Raw genomic sequence first — 13891 nt, 5'->3', positions numbered from 1 at the left:
CGGCTGGGATTCGAACCCAGGACCCATACATTAAAAGTGTATTGCTCTACCAGCTGAGCTACCGAGTCGGCCACTTACTTTTTTAAGTAAATCCCTTTGTTTAAGGGACTGCAAAGATAGGAAAATCTCCTTTAAATACAAGCTTTTCACGCTTTTTTATCAGGAAAATTCCATTAAAATAATTAAACATCTGTTTATAAATTAATTACGAAAAATTATTTTTTTATAAAACCATATATGTTTTCATTTTTTGAGGATAAAAATTATTTGTTCAATTTAAAAACTATATATATCTTAGCGATTAAGATAACAATTAAATAAGATAATCATGAATAAAGATATTATTGAACAATTCAGGAAAGCCAGCAGACAATATTCAGATGCTTCTATTTTCATGCATGAAGCTATTGCCAGAAAAGCAGGCTTATCCAGCGCTGATCATAAGTACCTTGGTCTGATTTTACCATATGATACCATAACGGCCGGGGAAATTTCAAAACTGACAGGACTTACCACCGGAGCAGTCACGGGACTAATAGACCGCCTGGAAAAAAAAGAACTTGTTAAAAGGCAATTCACTAAAGAAGACCGGAGAAAAGTACTCATCATTCCCAATGTTGAAAACAGTATGAAATTGCTGGGGCCTGTTTTCGAGGTGCTACAGCAGAAAACCATGCAGCTGGTCTCAACGTTTTCTGAAGACGAAATAAAAACCATCGAACGCTATTTCAATGGAGCTACGGCAATCATGCAAGAAACCGTAAATGATATAAACAACTCATAATATAAACCATGGAAAGCTTAACAACAACTGATGTAGTACGTGCAGAAATCTGGCTCTGCATCACAGCACTACTCTATTTTATGATGAATGGTGCCCAGATCTTTGAGACATTTGTATTTGTACCTAAATGGGTATCTTCACCCCCTGAGAATTTTAAATTACTGCTGGATGGAAAAGGAGTAAGCCTGAAAATATTCTGGATTGTATTTCATTCTGTACACGAAATTGCCTTTATTCTTGCCCTAGTTTTTTGCTGGAAAATAGATCCGGTAAGAAATTGGCTTTTCATTCTGTTTATTGCCCATATTGCAGTGAGAGCCTGGACTCTGATATTTTTTGCTCCTAATATTATCGATTTTCAGAAGCTGGCAGAAACTTCAGTTATCCCTGAGAATCTGGCTTACAGAACCTCAGCCTGGCAAAAGCTTAATTATATACGTGTTGCTATTTTCATCGCCATTTCTATAGGATTTATTCCGCTCTGTATCAAAGTATTGAATCTTCGATCATCATAGAGATCAGATAGTAAGACAAGAAAATTTAAGATTTCCAGGAACTTATCTTTGTATTTTTTCCAAAGATGTCCTATTTTTGAAAGAAATAAAGCTAAAAAGCCCTTAAAAGATTGATTTCTCAACAGGTAAATTCTCATCATCTCAGCTTTCTGTTTTTAATAGTTCAATATTTATGAAATTAATTGCACCCAAAAGATTAACCGGTGGTGATAAAGTAGCCACAATTTCCATGTCATGGGGAGCTGCCGGTGAACTGCCACACCGTTATCTGAAAGGCAAGGAACGGTTATACCGGATTTTCAACCTGGAAGTTACTGAAACGAAAAATGCTTTGCAGCCGGCCCAATGGATTTATGATCATCCGGAAGCCAGAGCTCAGGACCTTATGGAAGCATTTTCAGATCCTTCTGTAAAAGCTGTTATTTCCAATATTGGCGGTGATGACAGTATCAGAATGCTGAAATATATTGATCTTGATATCATTAAAAACAACCCCAAAATATTCCTGGGATTTTCCGACAGTACCGTGGCTCATTTTATCTGTCTTAAAGCCGGTTTAAGTTCATTCTACGGCACGTCCCTATTGGTGGGATTTGCTGAAAACGAAGCAATGCATAAATATCAGATTGATGATATCAACAGAACCTTATTTTCACCTTCAGTTATCGGACAGATTCATCCGAACAAAGAAGGCTGGACCACAGAATTTCTTGACTGGTTTGACGTTTCCCTACAGGATATAAAAAGAAAACTGACCCCTCCTGCAGGTTGGCGCTTTATCAGAGGAAACTCTATCGTACAGGGACCATTGATAGGAGGTTGTATGGAAGTTCTGGAAATGCTGAAAGGAACAGATTACTGGCCGGATCCGGAAGTTTGGAAGGGTTGTATTCTGTTTTTTGAAACCTCAGAAGACAAACCCAAACCGGAATATGTAAGATGGTGGCTGAGAAACTATGCCTCTATGGGAATCCTGGGAAATGCCAAGGGTATTATTTTTGGACGTCCCTATGATAATCTGTATGCAGAAGCATATGAATCGGAAATCCTTAAAGTACTTGATGAAGAAGGTCTATATGATTTTCCTGTCATCACTCAGATGGATTTCGGACATACCTGCCCTACTTTTACGCTTCCCTATGGAAGGCTTGCAGAGATCAATTGTATAGATCAGACATTTTCAATCTTAGAAAGCGGGGTTCTCTAAAATTAAAAATATTGATTAAAATTAATTTCCGGCGGCTTTCAGCCGCCGGAAATTTACCCTATCATTTGATCTCTTAGTCCTTCATTTCTGAGCTTTGCCACAACACATCCCTGATTGTAAGCAATAAAAAAGACTGCCTTTTAAAGACAGTCTTACCACTCTTACTATAAAATTAGCTAATAAGCTATACTTTCTGATATAAAAACCTTTATAAAAAGGAAAGAAATCCCGCTATCCCTGCATGATCAACAGAATAAATAAAACCCGTAAGTGAAAGGAGCTGATTTAATCATACATTATGGCTACGCAGGAGATAATCTGCGGGATTTTAAATAAAGTGCCGTACGGTTCAGATAGGGGAACAGCATGATCAGTAACAGAAAACCTGCAAGAAGCCATATCATCATTTCATAATAATCCATAGCAAAACGTACATGATCCTGCACATTCATCCTTCCTACCAATAATTTATCGGAAGCCTTTACAGCGTGATCTTCGGGCATTCCCCTTGCGATAAGTTTAGCAGTCTGCTTATGAAGAAAGTCTTTTACAAAAGGGTCTACAGCACTTAGATGATCCTGAAAGGCATTATAATGACGGCTCTTTTCATAAAATTCAAAAAAATTGATCAGGGCAATACTTGCACAGAATCCCAGATAACGTATCGCTAACCCCATTGCAGCAGCTGATGGACCAATAGAGGCAGGAACGGATGATATAATAAAAATAATGGTAGGAACCATGATCAATCCCACACCCAGCCCCTGAAGAAATAACGGAATATAATAATTGAACTCATCCGCCTGCACATCAAAGGAATAATACATCAAAACATGAAACAGCAGCATCATTAAAAAGCCTGGCACCCAGATATACTGTATCCTCTTCTTCTGCAGAACCATACAACAGGCAATAATAACCCCAATCACCAATCCTGAAAGATTAAAAATATTGATATAGGATATATAAAACGGATCAAGATGCAGCTCTGTGGCAAAATAAGTATTGGTAATACCTGAAGCAAAACGACAGATATACATTACGAAAAGGATCATCAGCCCTACTTTAAAATTCCTGTAACGGAAAACCTGCAAATCAATATAAGGTCTTTTGATCGAATGCTGCCTGAATACAGATATCCCGCCCAGAATAATGATCGCAATTATGCTTCCCAAAATCCGGTTATCTTCAAGCCAGTAATATTCCTGTCCGAAAATAGCAATATACCCGATAAGCACCAGAATGGTACTGAACACCGCAAAGCTCTGCCAATCCAGCTTATACAAATGAAACCTGGCGTGTGTCCTGTAATTGCTCATGGCAAAGGTCAGGAAGATAAGTCCCGGCAGGTATGAAAATATAGCGGTTTTGTAGACAATATTAAAATTATAGGAGTCTATGAGATCCGCTGTAATCAGATTATTGAAAGGCAGGGCACAGATCAGAATACCGAAGAATACAGAGAAACTGATCTCCCGCCCTCTTTCACTGCTCAGCCTGGTAAAGATCAGCGTAAGTGACAGGTTTACATTCCCGGCAAACAACATTCCCTGAATAAAACGTACCGGAAAGAGAACATATATTTCACGGGTAAAATAGCAGATAAGACAGGCCACTATCTGTAAGGTTGTAAATAATAAAAAATATTCTTTAGCAGCCAGAAAGCTGAAAAACCTTCTTTCCAGACTGTAAAATCCTACATATCCTGCATAGAACAAAGCTACTGCAAACTGAATATCAGCCGGCTCACTTCCGTAATATCCTGCGGCAGCATTCACATTGGCCAGAGGCAGAAAGAATATGATGATTCCCGGCAGCGTCATGGCAAAAAGGATAATTTTCACCAGCCATTCCGGGACCCATCTTTTAAAGAAAGGCATTTGTCTTTTAGCCATCAGGAATGTTTTTTATTGGCATATACGTTGACATTCATTCCCATTTTAAGGATGTCAATATCTTTCCGTTGTCCATCCACTCTGATCCTCACAGGAATACGCTGTACAATTTTCACATAATTTCCTGTGGAATTATCAGGTGGTAAGAGTGAAAAACTGGAACCCGTAGCTGGTGAAAGCGAGATTATTGTTCCCTGAAATTCCCTGTCCGGATAGGAATCAGCAATTATTTTTACACGATCGCCGATGTGCATATCTCTGATCTGAGTTTCTTTATAATTGGCCACCACCCATTTATCAGTTTCATTATTAACAATAAATGCAAGGGTTTCTCCGGCGTCAATCATCTGTCCTACTTCAACCGTTCTCCGTCCCATTCTTCCATCATACGAAGCTACTACTGCCGTATAGCTTACATCCAGTTTATGGCGGTTCAATAACGCCGCCAATCTGGTGATTTCTGCCTGCACTACTGTTTTTTCAGCCTGGATGTCATTTATTTTAGATACAGAAGCTGCATAATTTTCCTGTGACGATTGATATTCACTTTCATTCACATCCAATGTTGCTTTCACATCTTCAAGTCTCTGTTTAGTAGCAGATTCTTCGTCATAAAGCTTCTTATAACGGTTGTAATCAAGCTGCTGCTTCCATACTTTTGCTTTACTGGCTTCAACCTGTGCCTGTGCAGAAGCAGCTTCTTTTGCGGTTGTGCTGGTATTGCTCTCCAGTACTTTTAGTTCGGCACGGGCTTTCTGAAGGGCAGCCTGGGTTTGCTGCTGCTGAAGAACATATTCACGGTTGTCTATCAGTAAAAGGGTATCGCCTTTCTTTACTTCCTGATTTTCCTCAAACTTTACGGCTACAATAAATCCTCCGGCTCTTGAAATAACAGGATTGATGTATTCCTGAACCTGTGCATCATTGGTTTGCTCATACTGATAATAACTTTTAAGGGTAAAACCGCCCCAGACAACAAGTGCAGCAACAATACAGACGGCGATCCATCCTGTGATTTTGGTGATCAGTCTGTCAGTGGGAGTGTATTTTTTTTTCATTGTTTTATAAAACGCCTGTGATGTTTTGTAGTAAATAATAATTGTTCTGTGCCATGATTTTTGCTGCTTCCAATTCAAATTTTGTCTGAAGAAGCTGTATATCTGCATCCAGAAGTTCTGTAATGAGGGAAGTCTGGTTGAAGTAGGTATTTTTGATAATTCTAGCATTTTCCTTTGCCTGGGCCACGTTGGTCTCTGCAACTCTGATCTGTTCCAATGCTTCCTGGTATCGCAAATAGGCTTCTTTTACCTGTTGTCTTACTCTATCTTCCGTATCTTTATGTACCTCTTCTTCCTTTTCAAATTCCAGTGCAGCGGCTTTCACCTTCTGCGTATTATGATAAAGAGAGGAAATGGAAAACGAGGCTTTTACTCCGACAATTCCCAATGAATACCAGTATGGATTGTAAGGGTAAAGGAAGATCTGCGGATTGGCATAATAAAATTCTCCATACATACCTATTTTAGGTCTTACATTTGCCTTTACCTGCTTGAGCTTAATCTTGCTCAGTTCGGTCTGCTGTTCTGAAACGTGATAATCAAAAGAGTGATCCAGTGCCAGTTTCAGATATTCATTATAAGTTGTATTTTCATCCCACTGACTAAAGGGAGCTTCGGGAATGACTACCTGCTCATCCGGAATTCCTAAAATAATATTCAGCTTCTGGGTGGCAATAAGAATATCATTCTCAATGGTCATCAGAGTCATTTTCCGTTTGGAAAGTTCAAGCTCTGTTCTTAAAACATCACTCTTCAGTACCACTCCGTTTTTATACAGAGCCTTTATTTCCTTCAATTGTGTCACCTGGTCCGCAATATCCTGTTTTATAAGATCTCTGAAAATAAGGGTCTTCTGAAGTTCAAGATAAAGTGTTGCTGTTTTATAATGAATATCAGAAACGGACTGTTCTTTACGGATATTACTGATTTTCTGAAGCGTCTGGTTTTCTTTGATTTTAAGATTCAGTTTGTTTCCGTTGTAAATATTTAAATAAAAATCTGCTCCGGCTCTGTAAAGCGTGTGTATGACTTCGTGCTGGGTAGGTTTGGAAAAAATTCCGTTTTCATAGATGGGAATGTTGGATGCTTTTTCTGCAGACCCTTTTACTTCTATTTCAGGAAGCCTTTCCCTTTTGGCATCTTTTACTTCAGCTTCGGCAATGTCTACACCAATGGTTTTGATTTTAATATGACGGCTGTTTTCTTCAGCTCTCTTCCATGCGTCTTTTAGGGAAATCCGGATGGTATCATTCTTTGGACTGCCTGTCTGGGCTGATATAGTATAGGAAGTTCCCAGTATCAGCAGTCCGGTGACATAGATTTTCATTTGAATTTTTCGAATTATTGCACTGCAAATTTATCTTCAATCCGGAAATTATATTTACCTAAAATAGTCAAGTTTTACATGATTCCGGCCAAATGATTATATTTGCATTTTCATTACAATTCAAGTTCTTTTATGGGATTAATTGCTGCGCTTCCGGATATTGATAAACACGACAAAAGTGTCTTCGTCATGCATGAAAAATCAGAAAAGCTGATTCCGTTTCACAAGCATACCAAGGGACAGCTGAGCTATGTAGAGGGCGGTATCGCCTATATAACCATTGATAACCGGACCTATGTAGTTCCTGCCAGACATTTCTTCTGGATCCCCCAGGGAATGGAACATATTTTAGAGATCGGCCATACCGCTACTGTACTCCGGTCACTTTATTTCTATGCCCATGATGATGTTTCAGATCCGTTTTATGGTAAACTCGGAATTTATCCTGCTTCGGAATTGCTGATTCAAATGATCAAATACACAGAAATATGGGATGAAAAACACGTAATGGAGAAGGATGAAAATTTTGAATTTTTAGTGGCATTAAAAAAGATCTTACCTAAAACCCACAAACAACCTTTACCCATTATTCTACCTGCAACTCACAACAAGCAGATGATGAAGATTGTTTCCTATCTTGAATGGAATATCGGCGAAAAACTCACATTGGGTAATGTAAGCGCCAGGTTCGGGTTGAGTGAACGTTCCATGTCCCGTCTGTTCAAGGCAGATATGGATATTTCTTTTCTTCAGTATCTGAAAACTCTAAGAATCATCAAAGCGATTGAATTGCTTTTAAATACCGATAAACCCATAAATGAAATTGCTGATGATGTGGGATATAGCTCCATCAGTGCTTTCAGCGATACTTTTCACGAATTTACCCAGTCAAGACCGTCGGATCTCAGGAAAAGCAGTAAGGCATTTAAGAGTCCGGTAGCATGACCAACCCTTCAAATCAAAAAATTTAACACCTTTCCGGTGAAGAGGAATAACGCGTCTTCAGTCGGGAAATTTTTAAAAAATCATGATCTATATCAATCTTCAGTAAAAATAAAAGACTTTTTTATCTTTTATTAAAAATAAGTTATTACATTTGTCTTATAAAATTCAGAGAACATGTTTTCCAAAACCTGCGAATATGCTTTAAGAGCTTTAATTTACATTGCCCAGCAGTCTAAAAACGACAGCAGGGTCGGGATTAAAGACATTGCCAAAAGCATTCATTCCCCTGAACATTTTATTGCAAAAATACTTCAGGATCTGAGCAGAAAAGGATTTGTACAATCTGCAAAAGGCCCGAATGGCGGTTTTTATATGGATCAGAAAAATCTGAACACAAGCATTGCTGATATTGTAAAAGAAATTGACGGAGACAAACTCTTCTCAGGCTGCGGACTTGGGCTTGACCAATGTTCTGAGCTTCACCCATGCCCGCTTCATGATCAGTTTAAAAGCATCAGACAGGATCTCCGGATTATGCTTGAAACCTCCAAAATACAAATGTTTGTTGATAACCTGGATCTGCAGTTAACCCACCTTAAAACATAAGAGAAAAAAATTTAACACAATAAAAGATAAAAAGGTCTTAATATATTAAATTAGTAAAAATGAAATTCATTCTTAAAAATCCAGTTGTATTAATATTGCTCTGTCTGATGACGGGAATGTTTGTAACAGTCAGTTTTTTAGAAACCCCGCTTAAATTTCAGGTTCCGGGGATAACGCTTCCCATAGCATTAGGATTAGGAAAACTTATGTTTGGAATTTCTACGAATATTCAGGCTGCATTTTTAGTATTCATTATGGTTTTCATGATCATCAGCCGTAAGAATTATACTAAAACTGATTTCATTCTCTTTAGTATATTAACATGTATTCTTGTCCTCGAAAAATTCTGGATGCTTCCGGTTCTGGATATCAGAGCAGATGCTCTTTCAGCAGGAAAAGCATTGCTCGCTACCCCATTGCATAACTATTTTATCTATGCTGAAGTTATCAAGATTATCCTATTGATAGCCGCTATTCTATCACAGTTTAAAAAGAAACAAATTCAATCATAAACACATCGCATTATGAAAACACGATTTTTAAATACCGCTATGATGATGATTCTGACAATGATTATGCTTTCATGTTCTGAAAAAAGCGGAACAACACCAATCCCCATCCCGGAACCCTCCACAGGGCAAACGGAACCACAACCCACTCCACCATCAGAACCTGCTGTATCATCAAATACCTCTGCCGATCCTGCTTTCAAGCTGATTGAAGCAGCTGATTGTCTCGCCTGTCATAAGGTAGATGCCAAACTGATAGGTCCTTCTTATCAGGATGTTGCTGCAAAATATACAAAAGCAGATATTGATCAGCTGGCTCAGAAAATCATAGAAGGCGGAAAAGGAAACTGGGGAGATATCCCGATGACTCCCCATGAAGGGCTCAGCAAAGATGATGCGAAACAGATGGTAAAATACATTCTTTCGCTTAAAAAGTAGTTTTTGTCCCACAAAATTCAAATCAGATTTATAAAAAAAATAGTATATTATGAATACCAGAACAGATTTTATAGGAAATATTGTCGCAGAAGACTTCAGAGCAGCTGCCATCTTTAAAAAAAACGGAATTGATTTCTGCTGTAAAGGCGGAAGAAGTATTGCAGACGCCTGCAACAGCAAGAAGATTGATCCGGAAAAAATTTATATAGAGCTGGAAGCGCTTCCTAAAAATGATGGTGCGGCCATAGATTTCAGCAGCTGGCCTCTGGATCTTCTGGCAGATTATATAGAGAAAACCCATCATCGTTATGTAGAAGAGAAAACTCTGGTTTTACAGTCTTTTCTTGATAAACTATGCCGGGTTCATGGAGAAAGGCACCCGGAATTATTTGAAATCAATGCCTTATTTAATGAGTCAGCTCATGATCTGGCTGCTCATATGAAAAAAGAAGAGCTTATTCTTTTTCCTTTTGTCAGAAATATGATGAAAGCAAAGATATCCGGCGGCCAGCTTCCACAAGCTGTTTTCGGAACAGTGGAAAACCCTGTCAATATGATGCAGCATGAGCATACCGTAGAAGGAGACCGCTTCAGAAAAATTGCTGAAATCACTGATGAATATCTGCCACCTGCAGATGCGTGCAATACTTATAAAGTAGCATTTGCCATGCTCCAGGATTTTGAAAATGACCTGCACAAGCATATTCATCTGGAAAATAATATTCTGTTTCCAAAGGCCATTCAACTGGAAAAAGAATTATCAGCAAAAGTCTAGTTTTTCACATGGCAGTCAAAAAGCCTTAACCATTGAAGGCTAAGGCTTTTTTAATTACAAACTATATTAAATGAACTGTTAATATCTGATAAAGGATTAAGAACTCAAAAGGCTTTTAAGAATTCTCCGAAAGTAAAGCTTTTCTTAACTCTTGAAATCTTATTACATCGTAATGGTTTAAATTATTTCAAAATTCCATCACTCCACTTATTGTGTAGCTTTGATCATTGCTTTAGTAATCTGTTCTTCTTTCTTTTTTGAATAAGTGGAATCCAAAGGTTTTATCACGTCAAATAAATATTGATAGAAAGGAACAATCTGCTGAATATTTTCAGATTCTTTCATTGCTTTCTCTTTTCCCATTTGCTGAAGTCCTTTCACAAAGACATTGAATTTCTGATCTACCGGCACCACAGATTTCAATACATAAGCATGAGCCTTTTCATTCTGTCCTGCCATTCTGTAAGCTTCTGTAACTGCAGATACTACCAGTGCATATTCCATAGGTTTTGAACGTATCTGTTTTTTCGCAGCTGCCCGGAATGAAGGAGAAAGTTTCTGATAGTATTCGTATTCATCAAATATATCTTTTTTAAGATTTTCTGCCAGCTGAAGTCCTTTCTGTTCCTGCCCGGCAACAATATAGCCCGTAACGATGGAACTCAGTGAGCGTGGATCATTATACTTTCCGGCAGGAATTTCTCTGTTCACAAGATCCAGCAGCTCCAAGGCTTTGGCTTTTTGACCACTCTTTACAAGGGCAGAGACCGCTCTGCTTACAGACATTCTGTAACCAATGATATTGGAAGTAGCCGTTTCATCATAATAAATGCTTAAGTCTTTGAAATTTCCCCATTTGTAGTTTTTCACTACGTTGTAAAGAGCATTTGCATCTACCCTTCCTTTATCTCCATCAGGAGCTTGCGGAGTACGGATCGGTATTAGCCTGTAGCTGAACCCGTCAAACTGCAGATAGTCATCCAGGTAAAAAATATTTTCACTGTCATACATTCCTCCCGATGAGAAATTAACCGGCCGTTTCCAGTCGAAGTTCGCCAGCATATCAAGCATCATAAGATTGCTTTTATAAAGGGTATTCGCTTCATAATTGATCGTGATGTGATCAACTGCCACAGGAAGATCTTCTTTGTTAATAATGCCTGCCTTCACAGCATTTTCTTTGTTGACAGGAAGAATAAATTTATTGACCGGAATAATATTATATTTCTCGTATTCTTTTTCCCCGAAATACATTTTCAGCAGTTCATCTTTTGCAGGAGATTTGGATTTCAGAAACTTTATTGCTTCTTTCAGCGTCAGAGAATCCTGAATAAGATACTTTCTGAATTCCTGGAATTCCGTTTCAGGTGCTCCCTGCTCTTTTAACATAGCAAATAACCCTTCCCAATCGTCTTTCTTCATCAGATAAACCTGATCATTGACCCCGTCTCTGTATTCCTCATGAGTTAACTCTCCCGGTATTCCCATCGCATTATAAGTTCTTCTTTTCACCTGGTCAATATTCCAAGGAGTGGCCAAAAGGGTAAAATTAACCGTCTTTACATCATCTCTGAATCTTTCCGTTTCCTGGATTGCCCATACCGGAAAAGTATCATTGTCACCGTAAATGAAAAAAATATCATTTTTGGGTAAAGATGCCAGAAATGAATATGCTGAATCATAAGCGGCTGTCTTTTTACTTCTGTCATGCGATTTGTAATTCTGGAAGCCCATCATAAAAGGAATTCCCAACAGAAGTATTCCCAATATCATATTAGTGGCATTGGACCTGATTCTGGATTGAAGAAACCATAAGATAGCACCAACTCCCAGTCCGATCCAGATGGCAAAAGCATAGAATGATCCTACCATGGCATAATCTCTTTCTCTTACTTCAAATGGTTTTACTCCTGTATAAAAAACAATACCTACGCTCGTCAGAATAAAAAGGGAAAGAAGGGCATAGAATCTCCCGAAATCCCGGTTCAGCTGGAAAAAGAATCCTATCAAGCCTAAAATCAATGGCAGAAAAAAGAATTTTACGGTACTTTCATTTTTAAATTTGGCAGGAAGATGATCCTGATTTCCCAATAAAGCATTATCAATGAATGAAAATCCTGAGATCCAGTTTCCCTGGGTATTTTCCATATGTCCCTGAAGGTCATTCTGTCTTCCGACAAAGTTCCACATCAGATACCGCACAAAATAATATCCGTTCTGAAAGGAAATAAAATAATCCATATTCTGTGCAAGAGAAGGTCTTTGTACTTTGATCAGATCATAAGGTTTTACCTTCATATAATCTTCCACCGTAATGGAATCGTCCTCATATTTTGCCCTCAGCTCGTCAAAGATCTGCTTAGCCTGAGGATTGTCTGCCACATCTTCATTATCATAATTGAATGTAAAATCAGGAGCTCCGTATAAAGCAATATAATTGGCCATTATTTCCTTGTCTTCTTTAAACATTCTAGGCATAAAGCTTATATGAGATTTATTGAAAACATAGTTGAAGCGTTCTCCTGTTTTCCTGTAAGTTCCGGTTTTTTCATCTTTTTCATAAATATCTCCGGTTATATCTCTTTTATAGCTTCCGTCTTCATTTTTCTCAATTCCGCTTCTATCAAGAAATGCAGTATAATTCTGCCCATAGATGGTAGGCCAGTCTCCGTATTGTTCCCTGTTGTAATAATCCCTCATTCCGATAGCCGTATCAGGATCGTTAAGATTCATGGGCGGATTGGCATTAGCCCGGATCGGAATCACCAGCCAGCATGAAAAGCCTATGATCATATACACAACAGATAAAGCAATGGTCTGATAGACATTTTTCTTTGTTTTCCCTGCATATCTGATCACCAGATAACAGATAGCCGCCATTAAAACAAATGCTGCAATCGTCCCGGAATGGAAAGGAAGCCCCAATCCGTTGACAAAGAAAATTTCCAGCTTCCCGAACATGGTCATAATCAGTGGGAAAATCATTTTAAACACAAAGGCCAGAACTCCCAGGGTAATCAGATTGGCGAGTATAAAATTCTTCCAGGTAAAGGTATAGTTTCTGGCATAATAGATCAGACAGATAGCAGGTATTGCCAGCATACACATCATATGTACGCCTACGGAAAGACCTATGACAAAGAAAATAAGAATGATCCACCGTTCACTGTCAGCAGCCTTATAATCGTTCTCCCATTTTGTAACAAGCCATACCAGCAATGCGATAAACATAGACGCCATAGAATACACTTCTCCTTCAACTGCTGAAAACCAGAATGTATCGGAAAAGGTAAAGCATAAAGCACCCGTTACTCCCGCAAACAGAATGGCAATTTCCTGATGTTTGGTAATTTCTTCAAAATCTTTATTTAAAAGACGTCTTAAAAAATGAGTAATGGTCCAGAACAGGAACAAAATAGTAAATGCGCTGCAAAGTGCCGACATTGCATTGATAACAATTGAATAATTCTCTGCTTTCCCCAATGCAAAAATACTGGCCACAGCTCCCAGAATCTGGAATAAAGCGGCTCCCGGAGCGTGGGTAACCTCCAGTTTTACCGCTGAAGAAATATACTCCCCGCAATCCCAGAAACTGAGGGAATGTTCAATGGTAGACAGATAAGTAATCAATGCAATAGCGAAGAGGAACCATCCGAGTACGGTGTTCCATTTTTTAAAAGACCAGTTTTTCATATACTATTTTCCAATAATAGATAAGACAACTGATGGAAAGAGTTTATTACATGGGAAAATAAAAATTTTTATTAAATGAAGGGTTTGGAAGTGGAAGAAGGAGGCCGGAAGGTTTCAGATACCAAAAACACAGCATTAA

Annotated in this window: 12 protein-coding genes; 8 read left to right on the top strand and 4 right to left on the bottom strand. The window is 38.4% G+C overall.

Annotated elements, in window-relative coordinates; genetic code table 11:
* Positions 1–328 precede the first annotated feature (328 nt).
* From ACTJJF_RS17455 to ACTJJF_RS17445, 3 genes are all read left to right on the top strand, one after another.
* Positions 329–784, top strand: a complete 456-nt coding sequence (locus tag ACTJJF_RS17455) for a MarR family winged helix-turn-helix transcriptional regulator (RefSeq protein ID WP_312305661.1) — start codon at positions 329–331, stop codon at positions 782–784.
* 8 nt (positions 785–792) lie between these two features.
* Positions 793–1299, top strand: coding sequence for a transposase (locus ACTJJF_RS17450; protein WP_440700463.1), 507 nt, complete (start codon positions 793–795; stop codon positions 1297–1299).
* Positions 1300–1471: 172 nt separating this feature from the next.
* Positions 1472–2506, top strand: coding sequence for a S66 family peptidase (locus tag ACTJJF_RS17445; RefSeq protein ID WP_440700462.1), 1035 nt, complete (start codon positions 1472–1474; stop codon positions 2504–2506).
* Between the two features lie 302 nt (positions 2507–2808).
* On the opposite strand, the gene ACTJJF_RS17440 is transcribed toward ACTJJF_RS17445, so the two are convergent.
* From ACTJJF_RS17440 to ACTJJF_RS17430, 3 genes are read right to left on the bottom strand one after another with little or no spacing between them, the layout of a single operon-like run.
* Positions 2809–4401: a beta-carotene 15,15'-monooxygenase gene (locus ACTJJF_RS17440; protein WP_440700461.1), complete on the bottom strand. Its 1593-nt coding sequence runs from the start codon at positions 4399–4401 to the stop codon at positions 2809–2811.
* Positions 4401–5459 carry an HlyD family secretion protein gene (locus tag ACTJJF_RS17435; RefSeq protein WP_440700460.1) on the bottom strand — a complete coding sequence of 353 codons (1059 nt, stop codon included), beginning with the start codon at positions 5457–5459 and terminating at the stop codon, positions 4401–4403. The genes ACTJJF_RS17440 and ACTJJF_RS17435 overlap by 1 nt, the downstream gene beginning before the upstream one ends.
* A gap of 4 nt (positions 5460–5463) precedes the next feature.
* On the bottom strand, positions 5464–6786 hold the full coding sequence (locus ACTJJF_RS17430) for a TolC family protein (protein WP_440700459.1): 1323 nt from the start codon (positions 6784–6786) through the stop codon (positions 5464–5466).
* A 132-nt stretch (positions 6787–6918) separates the two neighbouring features.
* Here ACTJJF_RS17430 and ACTJJF_RS17425 point away from each other — a divergent pair, with 132 nt between their 5' ends.
* From ACTJJF_RS17425 to ric, 5 genes are all read left to right on the top strand, one after another.
* On the top strand, positions 6919–7731 hold the full coding sequence (locus tag ACTJJF_RS17425; RefSeq protein WP_312305678.1) for an AraC family transcriptional regulator: 813 nt from the start codon (positions 6919–6921) through the stop codon (positions 7729–7731).
* 174 nt (positions 7732–7905) lie between these two features.
* On the top strand, positions 7906–8337 hold the full coding sequence (locus tag ACTJJF_RS17420) for an RrF2 family transcriptional regulator (protein WP_312305681.1): 432 nt from the start codon (positions 7906–7908) through the stop codon (positions 8335–8337).
* A 59-nt stretch (positions 8338–8396) separates the two neighbouring features.
* Positions 8397–8849 carry a hypothetical protein gene (locus ACTJJF_RS17415; protein ID WP_440700458.1) on the top strand — a complete coding sequence of 151 codons (453 nt, stop codon included), beginning with the start codon at positions 8397–8399 and terminating at the stop codon, positions 8847–8849.
* A gap of 12 nt (positions 8850–8861) precedes the next feature.
* The gene (locus ACTJJF_RS17410; protein WP_312305685.1) at positions 8862–9284 is read left to right on the top strand and encodes a c-type cytochrome; all 423 of its coding nucleotides are present in this window, start codon (positions 8862–8864) and stop codon (positions 9282–9284) included.
* Between the two features lie 49 nt (positions 9285–9333).
* On the top strand, positions 9334–10059 hold the full coding sequence (gene ric, locus ACTJJF_RS17405; protein WP_440700457.1) for an iron-sulfur cluster repair di-iron protein: 726 nt from the start codon (positions 9334–9336) through the stop codon (positions 10057–10059).
* 207 nt (positions 10060–10266) lie between these two features.
* On the opposite strand, the gene ACTJJF_RS17400 is transcribed toward ric, so the two are convergent.
* Positions 10267–13752 carry a glycosyltransferase family 117 protein gene (locus tag ACTJJF_RS17400; RefSeq protein WP_440700456.1) on the bottom strand — a complete coding sequence of 1162 codons (3486 nt, stop codon included), beginning with the start codon at positions 13750–13752 and terminating at the stop codon, positions 10267–10269.
* Positions 13753–13891: the final 139 nt, after the last annotated feature.

Source organism: Chryseobacterium sp. 22458, from assembly GCF_052044975.1.
Classification (GTDB): Bacteria; Bacteroidota; Bacteroidia; order Flavobacteriales; family Weeksellaceae; genus Chryseobacterium.
This window is presented reverse-complemented; position numbering and strand designations above follow the sequence as displayed.

Excerpts from the sequence above, each read along its gene's own strand:
- ACTJJF_RS17440 (WP_440700461.1), bottom strand. The coding sequence starts at position 4,401 with ATGGCTAAAAGACAAATGCCTTTCTTTAAAAGATGGGTCCCGGAATGG.
- ACTJJF_RS17410 (WP_312305685.1), top strand. The coding sequence starts at position 8,862 with ATGAAAACACGATTTTTAAATACCGCTATGATGATGATTCTGACAATG.
- ACTJJF_RS17415 (WP_440700458.1), top strand. The coding sequence starts at position 8,397 with ATGAAATTCATTCTTAAAAATCCAGTTGTATTAATATTGCTCTGTCTG.
- ACTJJF_RS17455 (WP_312305661.1), top strand. The coding sequence starts at position 329 with ATGAATAAAGATATTATTGAACAATTCAGGAAAGCCAGCAGACAATAT.
- ACTJJF_RS17435 (WP_440700460.1), bottom strand. The coding sequence starts at position 5,459 with ATGAAAAAAAAATACACTCCCACTGACAGACTGATCACCAAAATCACA.
- ACTJJF_RS17445 (WP_440700462.1), top strand. The coding sequence starts at position 1,472 with ATGAAATTAATTGCACCCAAAAGATTAACCGGTGGTGATAAAGTAGCC.
- ACTJJF_RS17450 (WP_440700463.1), top strand. The coding sequence starts at position 793 with ATGGAAAGCTTAACAACAACTGATGTAGTACGTGCAGAAATCTGGCTC.
- ACTJJF_RS17430 (WP_440700459.1), bottom strand. The coding sequence starts at position 6,786 with ATGAAAATCTATGTCACCGGACTGCTGATACTGGGAACTTCCTATACT.
- ACTJJF_RS17425 (WP_312305678.1), top strand. The coding sequence starts at position 6,919 with ATGGGATTAATTGCTGCGCTTCCGGATATTGATAAACACGACAAAAGT.
- ACTJJF_RS17420 (WP_312305681.1), top strand. The coding sequence starts at position 7,906 with ATGTTTTCCAAAACCTGCGAATATGCTTTAAGAGCTTTAATTTACATT.
- ric (WP_440700457.1), top strand. The coding sequence starts at position 9,334 with ATGAATACCAGAACAGATTTTATAGGAAATATTGTCGCAGAAGACTTC.
- ACTJJF_RS17400 (WP_440700456.1), bottom strand. The coding sequence starts at position 13,752 with ATGAAAAACTGGTCTTTTAAAAAATGGAACACCGTACTCGGATGGTTC.